This window comes from Methylobacterium indicum (assembly GCF_017347565.1).
In the GTDB taxonomy this organism is placed as follows: Bacteria; Pseudomonadota; Alphaproteobacteria; order Rhizobiales; family Beijerinckiaceae; genus Methylobacterium; species Methylobacterium indicum.
Genome location: NZ_AP024145.1, coordinates 5,602,181 through 5,620,741, shown reverse-complemented (window position 1 = coordinate 5,620,741; position 18,561 = coordinate 5,602,181). Strand labels below are relative to the sequence as shown.

Sequence of the window (18,561 nt, the reverse complement as noted above, 5' to 3'; positions counted from 1 at the left end):
GATTTTACCCTATATACGGTCTATGCGCCGATCAGGCATTTGCCGATCTGCCGGAAGGCCTCCCGGAAGCTGCCCGGGTTCGGCGTCGTACGCGGGGTGAGCGTGTGGCGGCCGGCCCAGGGCGGCCGCTCCGGATCGATCCGGCCGGTCGCGATCTCGTGCAGCAGGGTGCCGAGATAGCTCGGGCCGGCCGGATACGGGCAGACCCGCCACAGGGCCCGGATCGCCCGCCGCCGATCGGGCTCGAGGCCCGCCGGGCGGGCGCGGACGCTCCGCCAGGCCTCGGACCGCTGCCGGCGGCTCTCCCGCTGTCGGCGCTCCCAATCCCCCGTGCGCCGGATCATCTCTTCCGTGACGCAGAGCTGTCGCTCGGCAATGGCCTCGGCGAACAGGGGCAGGGCCTCCTGCTCGCGCTGCCGCTTTCGCCGGTACGCCGCGCGCTTGCGCGACGTGTCCTCGTAGGGGGTCGGCCGGGGCCAGGGCTTGAACCGCATCGCGCGGCCTCCCGCTCGGGCAGCGCCGCCGCGGCCGCGGCCTCACCGTCGCCGTTCCCCGCGCCGTCGGCCTCGGGCGTCTCTGGGGCGAAGCCGTATTCCGCCGGCAGGCGGGCGAGCAGCCACTCGGCCGAGCGGCTGGCAAGGCCTGAGGCTGCCACGATGGCGCGGGGATCGCCGCGCAGCACCTCGAGCCACGCGGCGATGTAGTCGGCGTGGCGCACCGTCGGCACGATGCCGAGGCTGGCGCAGAGGTAGGCCGCCGAGATCTCGGCCACCAGCTCCTCGCGCGCGTAGCCCTCGCTGCCGAAGCGGCTGGTGAGGTCGCGGGCGAGACGGTGGAAGCCGGCCACGCGGCCCTCGTCGCCGGCTTCGGCGGACGGAAGGGGGGATGCGTCCGTCGCCGCGAGCACGGCGGGGAGGTCCAGACGGTCCTCGTCTGCGCCCTCTCCGGCCACCGCGAAGGCCACGAGCCGCTTGTCCCGGTCGCCGAGCGCCAGGGTCACTCCCCTGCGGATGCCGGGCAGGCCGCGCAGGGCCGCGTCGATCTCGCCGAGTTCGATGCGGTGGCCGCCGACCTTCACCTGCCGGTCGCGGCGGCCGAGGAATTCGAGCATCCCGTCCGGCCAGTAGCAGCCGAAATCGCCGGTGCGGTACCAACGCGCCCCATGCTGCTCGACGAACTGCTCGGCCGTGCGCTCGGGCGCGCCGAGATAACCCAACGCGACGCCGTCGCCGCCGATCCACAGCTCGCCCGGAACACGGTCAGGACAGTCGCGGCCGAGCGGATCGACGACCCGGTACGCCTGGTTCGCCAGCGGGAAGCCGTAGGGGATCGAGCGCCAAGCCGGATCGATTGCATCGACGACGAAGGCGTTGGACCAGATCGCGGCCTCGGTTGCCCCGCCCATGGCCACGAACCGGCCGTCCGGGCGGAAGCGGCGATAGCGGGGGGCCAAGTCGAGTCCGACCCAGTCGCCCGAGAGCAGCACGAGGCGCAGGCTGGCCGGCGCGTCGGCGCCCACCCCCTCGGCGTAAGTCAGCAGCATGTCGAACAGCGCCGGCACGGTGTTCCACACGCTGACGCCGTGGGTGCGGATGGCCGCGCACCAGGCGGCCGGATCGCGGCGCTGCTCCTCGTCGACGAGGACGAGGGCGCCGCCTGCGCCGAGCACCCCGAAGACGTCGTAGATCGACAAATCGAAATGAAGCGCCGACAAGCCCAGCACGCGGTCGCCGTGGCCCACCCCGTTGCGCCGTGTGACGTCGGCGCAGGTGTTGAGCGCCGCGGCGTGCGAGATGACGACTCCCTTGGGCGTGCCCGTCGAGCCGGATGTGTAGATGACGTAGGCCGGCCGGTCCGCCGGGACGGTGACCGGCTCGGCCGAGGGTTCGGCCGAGGGTTCGGCCCGGCAGGCCTTCTGCCATGTCAGGCAGGTGGGGCCGCCCTCTTCGTCACGGCCATCGGCGGTGGAGCAGGTCAGGACGATCCGCACCCCTGCGCCGTGATAGATCGCGGCGCGGCGTTCGGATGGCTGCTGCGGTGCGACCGGCACGAAAACCCCACCAGCCTGCAAGATGCCGAGCGCGGCGACGATCTGGCCGCTACGGCTATCGCAAGATCAGCGCCTTGCTGAAGGCGGCCGGCTGGCTGGTCAACGACAAGCGCGTGGAGCGGGTCTGGCGGCGCGAGGGGTTGAAGGTCCCGGCCAGGCAGCCCAAGCGTGGCCGCATCTGGGACGGGGACGGCTCGTGCCTGCGACTGCGGGCGGAGCGTCGCGATCACGTCTGGTCCTACGACTTCGTCGAAGCGCGCACCCATGACGGGCGCAAGTTCCGGATGCGCAACGTGGTCGATGAGTTTACGCGCGAGTGTTTGGCGATCCGGGTCGCGCGCAAGCTCAAGGCGGCGGACGTCATCGCCGTGCTGGCCGACCTGTTCATCCTGCGCGGTGTGCCCGGCCACATCCGCTCGGACAACGGACCAGAGTTCGTCGCCAAGTCGGTGCAGACCCGGATCACCGGCGTCGGCGCCCAAACAGCCTAGATCGCTCCCGGCTCGCCGTGGGAGAACGGATACGTCGAGAGCTTCAACGCTCGCCTGAGAGATGAACTTCTGAACGACGAGATCTTCCACACGCTCAAGGAGGCGCAGATCGTGATCGAGAGTTGGCGACGCCACTACAATGGCATGCGCCCGCACGCCTCGCTCGGCTACCGACCACCGGCCCCGGAGGTGTTCGTGCCCGCCTTGTCCGCTTGGCCGGCTGCGCTCACCCGACCGGCTCCGCCGGCCAAGCTACTCGTGGAGCAGAGGCCGACCCTGCACTAACTTTGAAGCCGGACCACCCCGTGGGGGCTGATCAAAATTTGCCGTTCCGCCTCGGCGCGCACCTCCGCGGTCGATAGCGGCTTCGGCGAGGCAAGCGGAAAGCCCTCGACCTCGTAGAGCACGATCCCGTCCCGGGTGATGTCCACGAAGAAGGGTCGACCATGGGCGAGTTGGTCGTTCAGGTCGTGGATCGAGTGGACGATGACGCTGACCTGCGTCCTGAGGCGGTGCGTCACAGTCAGTTCGCGCAGCAGCCGCTCCTCGGCCCGCTCCCAGAAATCGTGTGGATCGGTAAAACGCTCGGTCTCGACCACGACGAGCAGGTCGTAATCCGAGTGGTAGCCGGTCGTGTGGTCATCGACCCAGTCGCCACGGGCATGCGAGCCGAACAGAACCAGCTTGAGGATGCGCCCGCCCTTGTATTTGTCGGAGAGCTGGCCCTTCTGAGCCGCCTCGAATTCCTCGAACAGGATCTGGGCCGCGAACTGGAGCTCGCGGCGCTTGCGTTCTGGAAGATGGTCGAGACGGTCCGAGAGCGTCATGGCTCCTCGCATAGGCGGGGCGTGGGCGGACGCCAAGAGAACAGGGCCGGCGCATCGTCGGGGGTGCGCGGATCCAGGCTAGCGGTGACCCCGATCGTACCGCCGGCCAACCTGCCAGCAGGACCCAACATCGCCATGATATCAATATCATAGCAATGTTCTGTCACCGGGTCCGATCGATCCGGCCCTGCGCAGCGGTGAAGAGCGGGCGGATCGCGGCCCGGATCTGGTTCATGAACCCGGGACCGAACGAGCCCCGTGCGGTCTGGTTCGGGTCGAAGTGGAAGGATCGCTCGGCGACGTCGTAGTTGTACTCGCTGACCGTGATCCAGCCGCGCTTGAGCGTCGACAGGCCGGCCCGGCGCAGCTCGAGCACCGGGATTTCGAGAGCGACCTGCTCCTCGCCCGGCGGGGTTCCCGAGATGGCCAGCAGGACGAGGTGGGTCAGCCCCTGAGCCTGATCTGGGATGGTGATGGCGAGGCAGGTCGGGCGGTCCTTGGGCGCGTTGAAGCGGCCCTCTTCGCGCTGCCATCGCCACAGGTAGGGGTAGGTGATGACCGAGCCCGACGGGAAGGGGTTCGCCATCCTAGTCGCCTCCGTGCTCGGCCGACTGGCGGTCGAGCTCGGCCAGGATGAGGTGCGCCAGCTCCGGCGGCGTCTCCCCCGCGGCATAGGCCCGGCGCGGGTCGGCCTGCTCGGTCAGTTGCCGGTAGGTGTCGGCCGAGAGCACGACCAGGGACGGCCGGCCGTGCTTGGTCAGGGTCAGCGGCGCTAAGCGCGCCTCATCGTGGTAGCGGCCGAAGTGGCGGAGAAACTCGGCCGTCGTGACGGACTTGTCCGGCATGGTGTGTCCTGGTGAGTTTTCAGGTTATACATATAACTCAGAATTTATGGATCGTCGCCCTCCGGATGGTCGCAGGTCGAGATCCCCCTGGAGGAAGCGGGCTGGGATCGCCTCCTCGTGGCCCTCCCAGACGATCCGGCCGCCCTGCTAGAGCGCTTCACGATCGCGTTGCAATCGCGAAGCTCTCTAAGTCTTTGTTTTTCCGCATTTTCTTCGACGAACCGGCATCCACTTCGTCGGAAAATGCTCTAAATCGTGACGAAACCGCCGCCCTTCGGCATCGGCGGGAGCGGCGCGGCCTCGAAATTCCCGCAGCCGAACTCGCCCGAGGTGGCCGAGAAGGCCGGCCTGGGGTTGTTGCCGATCAGGACCCGGTCGCAGGCGCCGGTCGGCCGCCGGACGCGGCGGCGCGACAAGCCGAGTTGGAACCACTCGTAGGCCCGCTGCTCCTCGTCGGACGGCGCCTTCCAGTGCTGGCAGTGCTTGCACCGGCCGGAGCGGGTGTCGGCCGGCTCGTCGAGGACCGGCCCACCGTTGTGCCCGAGGCGCCCGGTCACGGCCGGCCTCCGGCCAGCCCGCTCGCCTCGCACAGCCAGGATCGCAGGTCCCGGCGCATCCGGCCGATCGGCCCGTTGATGACGCTGACGCGGGCGTCGCGCCGCACGCAGCCCATCTCGACGAAGCCGCGCACGAGAGCGTGCATCGCCTCCACGTAGAGTTGCCTGTGTATCAGCACCGAAGCAGGCCCCCACACAGGATGTGGCTTAGAGCTTTGATTTTGCAACAGAATATCGGCCCCTAGCGGGGTCCCGATCGGCGCCGATCAGGATCCCGCCTTGGCGGACATTTCCAATGTAGCTTCAGGGACTTGCTCGTGTTCCAGCCCGGGGTCCCACTTCGGTGTCGAACCACAGTCAGGCCGCTCGTGCGCAAGGCCGCCGTGACGGTGGTAGTCTTGTAGTGCCCGCACGGCATCGGCAGGCGACAGCGCTGGCCGCGCGAGGCCCATCCGTAGCGACGTGCCATCCGGGTCGACGCGGCTGTCTCGTCGATGAACACCAGACGGTCCGGATCGAGGTCGAGTTGACCCTCGAACCACGCCTGGCGCGCCTGCGCTACGTCCGACCGGTCCTGCTCGGCAGCGTGCAGAGCCCCCTTTTGCGGGTGATGCGATGGCGGGCCAGGAAGCGCGACAGGCTGCTGGTGCTGGTAGTGACGCCCTGCTCGGCCAAGGCGTCGCGCAGTTCCGCCAGCACGATGTTGCCGCGCTCCTCGCACAGCCTCAGGATCCGCGGGGCGTGAGCCTCGATGACCCGCGAGCGCTGGTCTCCGCCCATCGGCTTGGGTCGGACGTGGCCGTTCTGGAGATGGCGGGCGTGCCAGCGACTGACGCTGGCGGCGCTCACGCCGAACCGCTCGCCAGCTTGGCGGCAGGACGCGCCTGCCAGGACAGCAGACACGACGCGCTCACGTCGATCGACGGACAAGGGTGAGATCATCGCCGGCTCCTTCAGCCAACCAACCCCCTACCCAACTTGGCCGTTGCAGGCCGATCGCACAGCGCTCTAGCGCAGCCACCGGTCACCACGCGCCCCAAAACCACGCCGTCCCGCCGTCGAGACCCAATTTTTCCAGCCTGCGGTGGCATGAACTCGCAACGCCTCGATGTGAGGATGCCGGTAAACATTACGGGTGCCGTAGGAGACGACCATCGTGCAGCCCGGCATCGTTGGGACGGGGACTTGTGGGGCGAGCGACTTGAACCGGGCGCCGTGATGCGTCGCGATCAAGTGCGTCACCGGACCGAGCGCGACACAACCAGGCGGGAGGCATTGATAGTCGGCATCACCTGTCAGCAAAGCCGTGTTGCCGCTGGCGAGGCGGATATGGAGCGCAAGGCCGGTATCGTTCTGGCTGCCACCGGGAGCGGCACAATCCATGAGGCTGCCGCCGGGAAAGGCCACGATCGAGCCCGTCTGCCAGACCAAGAGATTGCCTTTCGCAGCGAGGATCGCCGCAAGCCTAGCCGCTCCCGGCCCGATCCTCTGACGCGGAACAATCCATCCGCAATCCCGCAGATGTGGAAGAGCGAATGCTGCATGGAGATGATCCCAGTCCCAATGAGACAGAACGACCAATGGTCTTTCGGTCGGATCAGATGCAAAATTCCTCGGCGACGTGTGTCTGTTGAAGGAGATCGGAAAGCCGACATCGAAGTGAATCAGCGCTTTTCCTTGAATGTCCACTAAGGAGGCGAAGCTCGCCTGCCCCACATCTCGGACTACTACCGCCGCCGGCGGCGCGACGCCTGCCAGGACAGCGCGGACTGCGGCCGAACTGGCAGCAGCCGAAGGCAGGCGGGAAATCTGATCAATGTGCTGCGGCAGCGTTGCTCGCGGAGCCACCGCTGCTCCGAGGCTACGCGGGCGTCGCGGCCCGTCATCCTCGGACGGCAGTCGGCTTGCTCTAACCGTCAGCCCTCGTGAGTGGCTGGTGTAGCCCGCTGGCCCGAGTTGAGCGTGCCATGTCATAAGCCCAGGGCGGCGACCTCGAGGCTCAATTTCCAAAAAGAACCAGTCTCCCGGGTTGGGGATTACGCCCGCGACTTCGAGGAAGCGTGCGGTCGTCGTCATGATGCGCAGCAGCGCGAAGGGCTTCGTCTCGTCCTCTTGGAAGAGTTCTCTTATCTGTGGGCCAACTGCATCCGTGATGTCGGCATCAATCGCATCGAATTCGAACGACACACGGCCGTAGGGGCGATCGCTCAAGGCGTCAATGCGCGTGACGCGAGCATAGAGGCAGCGTCTTGGGAAATCCGGTGGCTCCGGCGGTGGGTAGAAGAAAAAATAGAAGACGACCTCCTCTCACTCAGCGCTATTCCACCGAAGTGGTAACGGATTTTGTCAGGCGAGGGGAGGGGACTGAATGCGGCGACGAAAGTGCCCACCCCGCTGCCTCATCGGATGAATTTCGTTTGCAGGCTTCGCCGAAACTTTTAGTAATATTTTACGATCTAAAATATTAACACAAGCGATTGCGCCAATAAAAAGCGCTAATTTTATAATACAAAGTATGCCCATTGGAACTGCAGGCGCCGGATCAGAATTTCCTACCAGAGCCAAGCAGGAATGGTCCCCTCCCCGTTACGCGAGACGCGGGAGGTTGCTATGAGACAAATCCTGATGAACGGCAAGGCTTCGCGCGAGTTGGCCGTGAGCTGCGTGCGGGAGCGCGACGTGGATTTCGGCACGCCCCGGTCGCCAAGATGCTGCGGGAGCCTCGTCAGATGGGGGTGTTGCGCGGGACGCTGAGGGGCTGAATGGCAGACCTCGATGTCGGACTCCCATTGTGCCAGTACGATCTGCGCCACGCAGCCGCAGCTCGTGCTCGGCGTATTTCATCAACCTTGATGCGGTCATCGTCAGTATCGAGTAGGCGGCTGGATTGGAGCACGATTGATCGAGAGGTATTTTCGGTAATTTAATTCCAGTGATATATTGTATGATCGCTGCGCGCCGCCACAAGTCGGGGACTCCAGTGCCTGTCTTGTAGTTTGGATCTTATCGAGGGCGGGTACGGGAACATCCCTTGACTGCGTCGGTCATAGCTCCAGTGTTCGTTGCGCTGCCAGTAGGCATGCGGTGCGGAGTCCGCTCGAAGCGGCAATGATTCAAATGCGGCCACAACTCCGCTTTTCAACTCGGCGAACCGATGATATCAGCCAGATTTGTTTATCGATCCCATAGCGCAGCCTGAGGCAATGATTGATCCGGCTGAAGGGAAAAGCATCGTATGAAGTGGTTGGTCTGGAAGATCGGGGCTTTCCTTGTGACGCCTGAATGATAACATTTTTAGTGGACATGAATTTTGGCGGCCGGAGCTTGCGCCATTGCCCTCGTTCGGACTGACCTTCCTCTCTCGTTCAGCCCTGCGCGAAGCCGAACAACTCATGCTCGGCGAGACCGCCGGCGTACGGGATGAGGTCGGTTTTCTCATCGTCCACCAGCGCTATGCGGATCGCTTCTTTCCGGGCACCTCTGTGCTCCATACTCGGCTGCGCTACTCCCTGTTTATCCCGTGGATCCTCGAACGCCTGAAGGCACGCGGTGCCGGCGGCGCCACGTTCACGGATGCGTTGCGCCGGGAGGAAACCGCACTGGCCGAGCGGCTGAAGGGGGAGAAATACGGGGTGATCGGCCGCCTGACCCTGCCGGAGGCCAGCAGCCAGCCGCCTTCCTATGCCTACTGGACGGCACTCTCGACCTGGGGGCTCGTCGACCTCAAGCCGAGCGGCCGCGTCTGGAGCCGTGTCGAGCTCGGCGCGCTCGCCGCCGCTTCTCGCGGGCGTACCCTGAAGGACGACGACGGCAGGCCGCTCGCGGAAGCGGTCTGGCCCGTGGCCGAACTTCCGCCCACTCCCGACGGCTGGGACTCCGACGCACCGCTCGGGTTCGGTCTGCTGCCGCGCGAGAAGCACCACCTCGCCAAGCTGCTCCGCGCGGTTCGCTGCCCGACGACCGACACACCCTCCCTGCTCGCGAGGCTGGTCGGGCATTCCATCTCTGATGCCGGTTCGTGCTGGGAACAGGCAATCCTCGACCTCGCCGGCGAACACCGTCCCGCCCTCCTGCGGGCCGGGCGGGCCGCCTCGCTCGCCGCGATCGGGCGAGGGGCCTACGCCGCCCTGGTGGAGATCCAGAAGGAGTGCGACGGTCGCGCCGCAGGCCATCGCCACCGCGACGCGCTCGCGGAGGTCCTAACGCGTCACGCCGATTGGGCCTCGGGGCTCGACCCGGACGATCTCGTCGCCGATCTGCAACCCGACCTGCCCAGCCGGGTCGAGGAAGTGCTGCGTCGAACGCTGGCCTGGATTCGCGGCGGCGGGACGCAGGTCTCGGACCTGCTCGAGGCCTATCGCCGGGCGGAAATCCAGCGCAAGGGCCCGAGGGCGCGGCTGGCCGAGGAGCAGCGCGGTGTCGACCGGCGCATCGAATGGGACGCCGCCAAGCACCCGTCGCCTGAGCCGCTCCACTATCGCTGGGATCGCGTGCGGCTGATGATGCGGGACCTCGAGGCCGCATGAGCACGTCCCGCCCGTGGAGGGGACAGCCCTACCTGGACGAGCTGAGGCCGGCACCGGGCTGGGACGTCGACCTCGCGCTGTTCGCGACCTACTCGCTCGATCTTTCGGCCCTCGGCGCGGCGCTGCTGACGCTCTGCGGACGCAACGACGGCGACGGCAGCGGATCCATCGCGGATTTCGCACAGGCCGTCGAGGCGCTCCGCGGCCGGGCCCGATTCATGGTTCAGCGCGGCAGGATCGCCCGCCCGTCGAGGCTGCCCGTGCTCGCCGGCATCCTCGACCAGTTCGTCGTCGAGATCCCTTACGACGAGGAGCATCGGAGCTGGCATCCGAAGGCGGCGCTCGTTCGCTACGCCTGCGATCGGGGCACGATGTGGCGTCTCTGGCTCGGCAGCCGCAACCTGACGCGTTCGACCGACCTCGATGTGGGGCTGCTCCTGGAGAGCACGACGGGGCGGCGCAAGGGCGGGCGCCGCGTCGCGGGCATCGGCACGGTCGGGCGATTGCTCGCGGGACGATCCGGCCTCCCCGACCTGGACGTCGATGCGATCGTCGTGGAACTCGAGGCCGCGCGCTGGCTCTCGCCGGATGGCGTGGAGGTAACCCGGATCGACGTCGCCGACGAGGGTACCGGGATGCGGCAGGCGCCCGCGCAAGGGCCCCTCGACGCGATCACCGTGGTGTCGCCCTTCCTCGACGCGACGTTCCTGCGACGGGCCGGCGCGTGGGGCGATGAGGGGACGCGACGGACGCTGGTGTCGACCCGGCAGGCGCTGACCGCCGCCGCGCAGGCGCGGAGTTCGCCGCTCCACCGGTTCGATCGCATCCTCGCCCTCGACGCGCCGATACCGCCGCTCGACGTCGCGGACGCCGCCGACGCTGCATCGCCCGCTCCCCTCGACGATGCGGATCCTCAGACACCGTCGCTTCACGCCAAGCTCTTCTGTTTCGAGCGGAACGGCAAGGCCACGCTCCTTGTCGGCAGTGCCAACGCGACCTCGCGGGCCTGGGAGGGACGCAATGCCGAGCTGCTCGCGGAACTGACGGGCGGAGCGGCCGTCACCGAGGGGCTCGGCCATCTCACCGGATCGGCGTCGCCCGTCGCGTTCGCGGACCTGAAAGAGGCCCCGCCTGCGGAGCCGGGCCCCCGCGAGGCGCTCGAACTCCTCCGTCGGCGGCTCGTCGGCGCGTGGTCGCCGAGGCTCGTTCGCGACGGCCCGGCATTCGCCGTCGAGACCGACGCTCCGATCCCGCGGCTGCCGGACGGCGCACGCCTGCTGGCCGGTCTCGCCACGACGGACCTGTCGCCTTGGCCGGAGGGCGCGACGCGCCTCCCGCTGGGTGACATCCCGGCAAGCCGACATACCGACCTGCTGCGGTGCGAGTTGCGCACCGACGCCGCCGCCGTCGGCTGGATGCAGCGGGCGCCCGTCTCGCCGCCGCTGGACTCGGACCGCGACGCCGTGGCGCTGTCGAGCCTGATGGGCTTCAGCGCGTTCCAAGCATGGATGCGCCAGCTCCTGTCCGGCGACCTCGTGCGGGACGGCGGCGGACGGTGGGACCGGCATGACGGGCAGGCCGACGAACCCGCCGATCGCCTCGGCGACCTCGAACTGCTGACCCTCGAGGACATCGTCGGGGCATGGGGGACGGACAAGGCCCGATTCCGCCGTGCGGATGCTCAATTCGATCGGTACTGCGATGCACTGTCCGCACAGGATGGCTTGCTCAGCGACGAGGAACTCGGAGCGCTCGGCGAATTGCGGGCGATCTGGCGATTGGCCCGGGAGCGCCTGCCGGCATGAGCGCGACCGCCAAGGCGTTCCAGGCCGCCACGGTACGCGCCGCTGTCGCGGCGCTGCGGCGAGAGGACGGGACGCGCCGGTTCCTGATCGCCGACGAGGTGGGGCTGGGCAAGACGCTGGTCGCCCGCGACGTCGTGGCCGCCCTGTCCGCGCGTCGCCGTCGACCGCTGGTCGTCTTCTACGTGACGAGCGGCAGCAGGGTCGGCGACCAGAACAAGCGCGACCTGCTCGCCTTTCTTCCCTCCGACGAGCGCAAGGCCGCACTCTCCGGGGCCGATCGTCTGGGACTGATCCCGTTCACGAAGCGCCCCGAGGGCAAAGTCCATCTCTATGCCTTCGCACCGGAGACGTCATTCCCCGCTGCGGGCGCCCGCAGCAGCCCGGGACGTGTCGTCGAGCGCGCCTTCGTGTCCAAGCTGCTCAAGGCCGCTCTGCCGCAGGTCCACCGCTCGTTGGGGACGGCGTTCTTCCAGCTGGCTGCGACAAGGAGCTGGCCGTCCGCGCTCAGGATGGCGAACGCGACGATGCGCGCGGGTGTCGGCCGGCTCCCGCAGGCCTTCCGCAAAGCCCTCGAGGCGGAGTTCGCGCCGCTCGACGTCCGGGAGGCGGTGGTCGCCGCGAAGGGCAAGCCCCACGCGCTGATCGCGCGGTTCCGTCGCGCGCTCGCCGAGGCGAGCCTCGCGGCCAACCCGCCCGACCTCGTCATCCTCGATGAATTCCAGCGCTACTCCCGGCTACTGTGGCCGGCGAAGGAGGATCGGATCGCGGCGCGGCTGCTCGGAGGCGCGACGGCGCCGAACCGCCGGCCTGCCGCGCTGCTGCTGTCGGCGACGCCCTACCGCTCCTATGCCGAACGCTGGGAGGTGGGTCCGCAGGCGCAGCCGCACCGAGAACTCTTCGACGTCGTCTCGTTCCTGGGCGGAGACGAGGCGGGGCGCGCGACCGCCGCGGCCTTCGAGCGGTTCGGTGGGCAGCTGAACGCGCTGGGGCGCCTGCCAGCGGGCGCGGACCATGGAAGGCCGCTCGCCGAGGCGAGGAACACCAAGGTCGAGATCGAGGCGCTGCTGCGGCCGTACATGTCGCGAACGGAACGGGCCGTGCACGACGATGGGGCAGAGGGCCCGCAGGACGCGACCGGCGTCGCCCTCGACGGACCCGATCTCGACGTCTACCGCCATTTTGCCGACCGGGTCGGCGACCGGTTCAAGACGAGCGCCATGGCCTACTGGCTGTCGGTCCCGCTGCCGGCGCAGGCCCTCGGGCAGAGCTACCAGATCTCCTGCAACGTGCACTTCGGCGTCCGAGCCGGGGTGCCGAAGGTGGTCTCCGGTCGCCTCTACTCGCCGTCGGCCGGTGGCTGGGGGAGCGCCAAGCTGCGCCGCCTCCACGAGATCGCCGATCCGGACGACCTCGCGCTGCCGTGGGTCCGGCCCTCTCTGCCCTGGTGGAGACCTGCCGGGCCCTGGACCGGGCTCGCCGCGCGCAAGCTGCTCATCTTCAGCCGTTTTCGCGCGACGCCGCCGGCGCTGGCGTCGCTTACCAGCCTCGAGGTGGAGCGGCGCCGATTCGGCCGGTCCGCGGAAAGCTACCGGAAGGCCTGGAGGACGCGCCGGCTCCAGCCCAAGCGTGGACAGGGCGCCACCGTCGCGCTGTTCCATCCCTCGCCGTTCCTGATCGGCGCGACCGACGTTCTCCTCGCGCCTGACGCAACGACGCCCGGTCGGGTCCGTGCCGCCGTGCGCCGCCAGCTCGTTCGCGCCCTCAGCGGGTTGAAGATCACGATCGATGGCGGGGGACGTCGCGGTGCCGGACGGCACCGGCCGGGATGGGAGATCCTTGCGGCGATCGAACGGCTGGCCGGTCACGACGTGGCCGTCGGCAAGGCCTGGAGTCCCCTGGCCGGCTGCGACAGCGCGCTCAAGGAACTCCTTGCCGAGCGCTCGTGCGCCCGGCCTCTCACCTGGGTAAGCCGCCGCGAACTCGACGACCTGGTCGCGATGGCGATGTCCGGACCGGCCGTCGCCCTCGGCCGCGCCTTGCTGCGCCACTATCCGGACGCACTTGGCCGGGGCCTGCCCGCGTTGACGAAGCTGTGCTGGTCCGGGCTGCGGACCTATCTCGACAACCCCGTGTTCTGGGCGCGCCTCGGCGAGGGAAAGCCGACGGAGACGCTGCAGCGGGCCGTTCTCGACGGTTGCTTCGAGAGCGTGATGGACGAGCATTTCTGGACGCGCAGCGCCAAGAAGGCCGGAGAGGAACTCGCCGACGACCTCCGGGCGACGTTCGCGGCCCAGATCGGCTGGTTCACCTTCCGCAGCCTGAGCAATCGCGATGACGGTGTCCGCGTCCGATGCCATGCCGCGGTGCCCTTCGGTGGAGCCGAGGCCGAGCCGGCCGCCGGCGAACCTGCCTCCAACGAGGGTCCTCCCCGGAGCGAGGGCATACGGGCAGCGTTCAACACGCCCTTCTGGCCGCACGTGCTCGCCACCACCTCGGTCGGCCAGGAGGGTCTGGACTTCCATACGTGGTGCGAGCGGATCGGCCACTGGGACCTGTGCTCCAGCCCCGTGGACCTGGAGCAGCGCGAGGGCCGCATCCAACGCTTTGCGGGTCTGGTCGTACGCAAACGACTGGGAGCGCAACTCGCGGCGGAGGGACGACGGGGCGGGGCCGCTGGAAAGTCACCGTGGACAGCGATCGCCGCCGAGGCCGAGCGCCAATTCGCGGACGCGTCCGGCCTCAGACCCTGGTGGACGCTTCCCGGCGCACAGATCGAACGCCACCTGTTCGCACTGAAACGGAGCCGCGACATCCATCGCTACGCGCGGCTCTGCCGTCAGCGCTCGCTGTACAGGCTCGCGCTCGGCCAGCCCAGACAGCAGGAACTCGTCGAGATGCTCGACGCCAAGGATCCAAAGGTAGTCGCCGAACTTGGCCGTCTCGCGCTCGACCTGTCAGCCTATAATGCGGAGCGTGCGTTCGCTTCGTCAGTGGCTGGGGACGCCATGAGCCGGCCTGTCTTTGAGTGCGAGGTTCGCGCGCCCGAAGATCGTCGACGATAGGCTCCGTTGCTCTGCCGGGCGAGGGCACTTCCTTGTTCGGGACACCCAGTTTCCGGCGATGCCGCGGAACTCTGGATTTCAGGTCGCGCCCGCTGATGCATGCAAACCATCCTTTGTTAAAAATCTGAATTGCGCCTGGAATGAGCATCAAATTCCATAATTAAACTTATGCGAATTGAAGTGTGTGGACCTTCGTGAGGAGTTCACTTCTCCTGTCCGGTACCGCCCACGTCTCAGGCGTGGCGAGCGCCGCGACGAACCGCTGCCCTGTCGCGAAGGTCCGCAGCTTGCGGGCGCCGGATGCGGGGCACCACGGCGAAGTCGAGCGACTACACTCGTCCGTCATAACAATACGACACAACACCAATTCTGGTGGAAATCAGCCATGCAGACCACTGTAAATTTAGTGATCAGGTGATACCTAAGGTCATTTGACGGCGAATTCATGCTAGCAAGGACCATGACACTCCGCCCCGCGACAGGCGCGGCCCGCGTCAGGGTCGTTTGGGGGCCGCGCTGCCGGCTGGACGAAATCCCGGTCGGCGCCCCCTGAAGGATCGGCTCCGACCACTCCCCCTCGACCGCTCGCATCCGCCGTCACGGCTCTTTCCTGCCGGGCCGTCGGCGTTACGCCGGGACCGGAGCCTGGAACCGGGTGCCCAGCCAACCGCCTCCATCGGGACGAGAACGGGATGCGGGAGTGGGACGACACCGGTGACGCGTGCACCGGACCGGCGACGGGCGGCCGCGGCGCGGCGCGGGCGGATGGATCGGGCGAGCCATGCCGCCTCCGCTGACCCCGCGATCCTCGTCGCTGACGCGCCCACCGGATCCGACGCGCTGCAGGCCTTCGTCCTGGTGGCGAAGTTTCTTGGCGTGCCGGCCGATCCGGGCCAGATCGCCCACGACCCCGGCACGCCGGGCGGCCGCTACCGGCTGGAGGATCTCGCCCGGATCGCCCGGCGCTTAGGGATCGGCGCGCGGATCAAGGCGGTCGGCCTGTCGACCCTGCCGAGGGTGCCGCTGCCGGCGCTCGCCGAGACGCAGCACGGCGAGGCGGTGATCCTGCTCAAGGTCGACCCCCAACCCGACGGGACGTGCGACCTCGTCCAGGGCGGCGGCGGGCGGCCGGAGGTCTGGACGCAGGACACCTTCGCGGCGCGCTTCTCCGGCCGCCTCCTCCTGATGACGACCCGCGAGCTGATGACCGGAATCGCCCGGCCCTTCGACGTCAGCTGGTTCATACCGGCGCTGGTGAAGTACCGCAGCCCCCCTGCGCGACGTGCTGATCGGCTCGTTCTTCCTCCAACTGATGGGCCTGGTCTCGCCGATCTTCTTCCAGTTGGTGATCGACAAGGTGCCGGTGCACCGGTCGCTGACGACACTCGACGTGCTGGCGATCGGGCTGATTGCCATCCTGACCTTCGAAACCAGCCTCTCGGCCCTGCGCAACTGGCTGCTCGCTCACACCACCAACCGGGTCGACAGCGAGCTGTCGGCGCGGCTGTTTCGCCCCCTGCTCAACCTGCCGCTCTCCTACTTCGAGGCGCGGCGGGTCGGCGACAGCGTCGCCCGGGTGCGCGAGCTCGAGCGAATCCGCGAGTTCTTGACCTCGAGCGCCGTCACGGTGGTGATCGACCTGTTCTTCACGGTCGTGTTCTTCGCGGTGATGTACGCCGACAGCCCGCTCCTCACCCTGATCGTCACACTGTCGATCCTACTCTACGTCGCGATCTCGGTCGTGGTGACGCCACCGCTGCGAGCGCGCCTCGACGAGAAGTTCCGGTGCGGCGTCGAGAACCAGGCCGTCCTGGTCGAGAGCGTCGCCGGCATCGGCATCGGCACGCTCATGGCGATGGCGGTCGAGCCGCAGATCAAGCAGAACCCCGCTGGCATCGCGCGAGGCCGCACGGTCCTCATCATCGCCTGTCGGCGGTGCGGCAATGCCGCCGGATCGTTACCGTCGAGGCCGGCGAGATCACGGAGGCCGGCGATCACGACGCGCTGATGCGCAGCGGCGGCCGCGACGCCAAGCTCTACGCCCAGCAGATGGGACACCGGACATGACCGCCTGGGTGGCAGACCGCTTCCCGGGCTTCGCCCGGCACCTCGCCGTGCTGCGCGCGGCCTGGGCGGCGCAGGACCGGACCGAGCACGCGCGGCGACCGATCTCCGACCACGAGGTCCTGCCCGCCGCCCTTGAGATCATGGAGCGGCCGCCGAGCCCTGGCCTGCGGGCGCTCCTGGAGATGATCCGCACCGTCTTCGCCGCGGCACTGCTGTGGTCGGTGCTCGGCACCGTCGACGTGGTGGCGGCCGGCAAGATCATCCCTTCGACCGAGGTCGAGGTGATCCAGCCGATGGAGATCGGCGCGGTGCGGGCGATCCCCGTCGCCAACGGCCAGCACGTCGCCGAGGGCGACCTCCTCGTCCAGCTCGACCCGACCTCGCCACCGCCGACGACGCGCAGGCCCGCCAGGCGCTGCTCGCCGCCCGGGTGACCGAGGCGCGCAGCGCCGCGCTCCTGGTCCTCTCTCGCGGGCAAGCCCGCCGCCTTCGCGGGCCCCGGGGGCCTGCCGGCGGCGACCGCGACGATCGAGGAGCAGTTCCTGCGCGCAAGCATCGCCGGGTACGAGGCCCTGGCCGCGAGCCTGCACCAGCAGACCGCGCAGCGCGCCGCCGAGTTCACCTCGGCCGAGGCCGAGGTCACCAAGCTGCGACGCACGCAGCCGCTGATCGACGAGCAGCTCGAGGCCCGCCGCCACCTGACCAACCAGGGCAGCTTCGCGCGCCTCAAGTTGCTCGAATACGAGCAGCAGCGCATCGAGCACATCCGGAACGTCGAGGTGCAGCTCGCCAACGCGACGCGGACGCGTCTCGCGTACACCGCGCTCGAGGCCGAGAGCCGCCGCCTGCGCGAGACCCTGGCGAAGACGGCCGTGACCGAGTTGCCGCAGGCCCGCGACAAGGCCCAGATCGCCGGCGAGGACCTGCGCAAGGCGGTGCGCCGGCGCGAAATGCTGCAACTGCGCGCCCCGGTCGCCGGGACGGTGCAGCAACTCGCGGTGGCGACGATCGGCGGCGTGGTGCAGCCGGCCCGACCCCTGATGGTCATCGTCCCCGACGGCGCCGAGATCGAGGTCGAAGCCCACCTCCTCGACAAGGAGGTCGGCTTCGTGCGCGTGGGCCAGCCGGTGCGGGTCAAGCTCGAGGCCTTCCCGTTCACCGAGTACGGCCTCGTGCCGGGCCTCGTCGAGGGCATCAGCCGCGACGCGATCGACCTCGCCCAGTCCGCCACGCCCCAGCAAGACGACAAGGGCCGCCCGCTCCAGTCCGGCCTCGTCTATGCCGCCCGCATCCGCCTGCTCCAGACCAGCTTCCGCGTCCGCGGACGCGACCAGCCCTTCGGCCCCGGCCTCTCGGTCCAGGCCGAGATCAAGACCGGCGAGCGGCCAATCATCCAATACCTGCTCTCGCCGATCACGCGGTCGCTGGATGAGGCGGGACCGGAGCGGTAGGCGCCCGTCGCGGTGGCATGCGCCTCGGTGTGGTCGATCGGTATGCCCGCCACGCGCAGGGCCTTAGAGCGCCTAACAGAACCGCTCGATCTGGCGGATGGTGATGAGGCTGGCCTGGAGGAATGTGAAGGCCTCGTAGATGTCGGCGCGGCGTTCGTAGCGGACGGGCAAGCGGCGGGCGCGGTTGAACCAGGCATGGCTGCGCTCGACCACCCAGCGATGCCGCCCGAGCCTGTCGCTCCGCTCGATGCCGCGCCGGGCAATCCGCGGCCTTATCCCACGCGCCAGGCACTCCAGCCGCCGCGCTTTGGCATCGTAGGCCTTGTCGGCGTGCAGCTTGTCGGGGCGCTGGCGCGGGCGTCCCCGCTGCCCGCTGCGCAAGGGCGGGATCGCGTCCAGCGTCGGGGCCATCAGCGGGCTGTCGTGGCGGTTGGCGCCGGTCAGAACGAGGCCGAGCGGCGTGCCACGCGCGTCGGTGACGAGGTGGCGCTTGGTCCCCGCCTTGCCCCGGTCCGTCGGGTTCGGGCCGGTGTCAGACCCCCTTTTTTTGCCGGCACGCTCGCGCTGTCGACGCTCGCCCGGCTCCAGTCGATCTCGCCCGCCGCGTGCAGGCGCTCAAGCAGGACCTGATGCAGTCGCCGCCACACGCCGGCGGCCTGCCAGTCGCGTAGCCGGCGCCAGCAGCTCATCCCGCAACCGCAATTCATCTCGGTCGGCAGCATCTCCCACGGGATGCCCGAGCGCAGCACGAACAGGATGCCCGTCAGGGCGGCGCGGTCGTCCAGCCGACGACGCCCACCCTTGGGGCGAGGTGGATGTGGCGGCAGAAGCGGGGCAATTGCAGCCCAGAGATCGTCGGGAAGAAGCGGGCGAGCCATAC

16 protein-coding genes and 2 pseudogenes are annotated in these 18,561 nt (G+C 68.5%); 7 read left to right on the top strand and 11 right to left on the bottom strand.

The window, feature by feature from the left end; translation table 11 throughout:
• Positions 1-20: 20 nt before the first annotated feature.
• Together miv_RS26095 and miv_RS33775 are read right to left on the bottom strand one after the other, a co-directional pair.
• Complete coding sequence (locus miv_RS26095; protein ID WP_244748709.1) at positions 21-344, bottom strand: hypothetical protein; 324 nt, start codon at positions 342-344, stop codon at positions 21-23.
• The gene (locus tag miv_RS33775) at positions 341-2,050 is read right to left on the bottom strand and encodes an amino acid adenylation domain-containing protein (protein WP_280529456.1); all 1,710 of its coding nucleotides are present in this window, start codon (positions 2,048-2,050) and stop codon (positions 341-343) included. Before miv_RS33775 ends, miv_RS26095 begins: the two co-directional genes overlap by 4 nt.
• A 35-nt stretch (positions 2,051-2,085) precedes the next feature.
• Here miv_RS33775 and miv_RS26085 point away from each other — a divergent pair.
• Positions 2,086-2,826: pseudogene (locus miv_RS26085) on the top strand (IS3 family transposase); the annotation flags it as partial.
• On the opposite strand, the gene miv_RS26080 reads toward miv_RS26085, so the two are convergent.
• The 7 genes and pseudogenes from miv_RS26080 to miv_RS26045 form a co-directional block, all read right to left on the bottom strand.
• Positions 2,823-3,368, bottom strand: a complete 546-nt coding sequence (locus miv_RS26080; RefSeq protein ID WP_207179739.1) for a nucleotidyltransferase domain-containing protein — start codon at positions 3,366-3,368, stop codon at positions 2,823-2,825. The pseudogene miv_RS26085 and the gene miv_RS26080 overlap by 4 nt on opposite strands.
• Before the next feature lie 163 nt (positions 3,369-3,531).
• Positions 3,532-3,954, bottom strand: coding sequence for a hypothetical protein (locus tag miv_RS26075; RefSeq protein WP_053220948.1), 423 nt, complete (start codon positions 3,952-3,954; stop codon positions 3,532-3,534).
• Between the two features lies 1 nt (position 3,955).
• A complete protein-coding gene (locus tag miv_RS26070; protein ID WP_111474433.1) occupies positions 3,956-4,213 on the bottom strand; it encodes a type II toxin-antitoxin system prevent-host-death family antitoxin in 258 nt (85 codons plus the stop codon).
• A gap of 248 nt (positions 4,214-4,461) precedes the next feature.
• On the bottom strand, positions 4,462-4,770 hold the full coding sequence (locus miv_RS26065; RefSeq protein ID WP_244748708.1) for a hypothetical protein: 309 nt from the start codon (positions 4,768-4,770) through the stop codon (positions 4,462-4,464).
• The gene (locus tag miv_RS26060) at positions 4,767-4,916 is read right to left on the bottom strand and encodes a hypothetical protein (protein WP_207179737.1); all 150 of its coding nucleotides are present in this window, start codon (positions 4,914-4,916) and stop codon (positions 4,767-4,769) included. The genes miv_RS26065 and miv_RS26060 overlap by 4 nt, the downstream gene beginning before the upstream one ends.
• A 212-nt stretch (positions 4,917-5,128) precedes the next feature.
• Positions 5,129-5,712 (bottom strand): annotated as a pseudogene (locus tag miv_RS33460) (IS630 family transposase); the annotation flags it as partial.
• Positions 5,713-5,778: 66 nt separating this feature from the next.
• The gene (locus tag miv_RS26045) at positions 5,779-6,981 is read right to left on the bottom strand and encodes a ComEC/Rec2 family competence protein (protein WP_244748707.1); all 1,203 of its coding nucleotides are present in this window, start codon (positions 6,979-6,981) and stop codon (positions 5,779-5,781) included.
• A gap of 1,121 nt (positions 6,982-8,102) precedes the next feature.
• On the opposite strand from miv_RS26045, the gene miv_RS26040 reads away from it, so the two are divergent.
• From miv_RS26040 to miv_RS26030, 3 genes are read left to right on the top strand one after another with little or no spacing between them, the layout of a single operon-like run.
• Complete coding sequence (locus tag miv_RS26040) at positions 8,103-9,296, top strand: DUF6361 family protein (RefSeq protein WP_207179731.1); 1,194 nt, start codon at positions 8,103-8,105, stop codon at positions 9,294-9,296.
• Positions 9,293-11,101, top strand: a complete 1,809-nt coding sequence (locus miv_RS26035) for a phospholipase D family protein (protein ID WP_207179729.1) — start codon at positions 9,293-9,295, stop codon at positions 11,099-11,101. The genes miv_RS26040 and miv_RS26035 overlap by 4 nt, the downstream gene beginning before the upstream one ends.
• Positions 11,098-14,163: a DEAD/DEAH box helicase family protein gene (locus miv_RS26030; RefSeq protein ID WP_207179727.1), complete on the top strand. Its 3,066-nt coding sequence runs from the start codon at positions 11,098-11,100 to the stop codon at positions 14,161-14,163. Before miv_RS26035 ends, miv_RS26030 begins: the two co-directional genes overlap by 4 nt.
• A 966-nt stretch (positions 14,164-15,129) precedes the next feature.
• On the opposite strand, the gene miv_RS26025 is transcribed toward miv_RS26030, so the two are convergent.
• On the bottom strand, positions 15,130-15,519 hold the full coding sequence (locus tag miv_RS26025) for a hypothetical protein (RefSeq protein WP_207183692.1): 390 nt from the start codon (positions 15,517-15,519) through the stop codon (positions 15,130-15,132).
• Between miv_RS26025 and miv_RS26020 the strand changes: the two genes are divergently transcribed.
• The 3 genes from miv_RS26020 (at position 15,509) to miv_RS26010 (ending at position 17,681) form a co-directional block, all read left to right on the top strand.
• Positions 15,509-16,171 (top strand): ABC transporter transmembrane domain-containing protein, encoded by a 663-nt coding sequence (locus tag miv_RS26020; RefSeq protein WP_244749084.1) that lies wholly within the window; start codon positions 15,509-15,511, stop codon positions 16,169-16,171. The genes miv_RS26025 and miv_RS26020 overlap by 11 nt on opposite strands.
• A gap of 55 nt (positions 16,172-16,226) precedes the next feature.
• Positions 16,227-16,664, top strand: a complete 438-nt coding sequence (locus miv_RS26015) for a biotin/lipoyl-binding protein (RefSeq protein ID WP_207179724.1) — start codon at positions 16,227-16,229, stop codon at positions 16,662-16,664.
• A 72-nt stretch (positions 16,665-16,736) separates the two neighbouring features.
• Positions 16,737-17,681, top strand: coding sequence for an HlyD family type I secretion periplasmic adaptor subunit (locus miv_RS26010; RefSeq protein ID WP_207183636.1), 945 nt, complete (start codon positions 16,737-16,739; stop codon positions 17,679-17,681).
• Positions 17,682-17,753: 72 nt separating this feature from the next.
• Here miv_RS26010 and miv_RS26005 read toward each other — a convergent pair.
• Positions 17,754-18,559 (bottom strand): IS5 family transposase gene (locus tag miv_RS26005; protein WP_207179723.1). Its coding sequence is split into 2 segments (ribosomal slippage): positions 17,754-18,217 and positions 18,217-18,559, totalling 807 coding nucleotides; the frame shifts between segments, so codons are not numbered across the junction.
• Positions 18,560-18,561 lie beyond the last annotated feature (2 nt).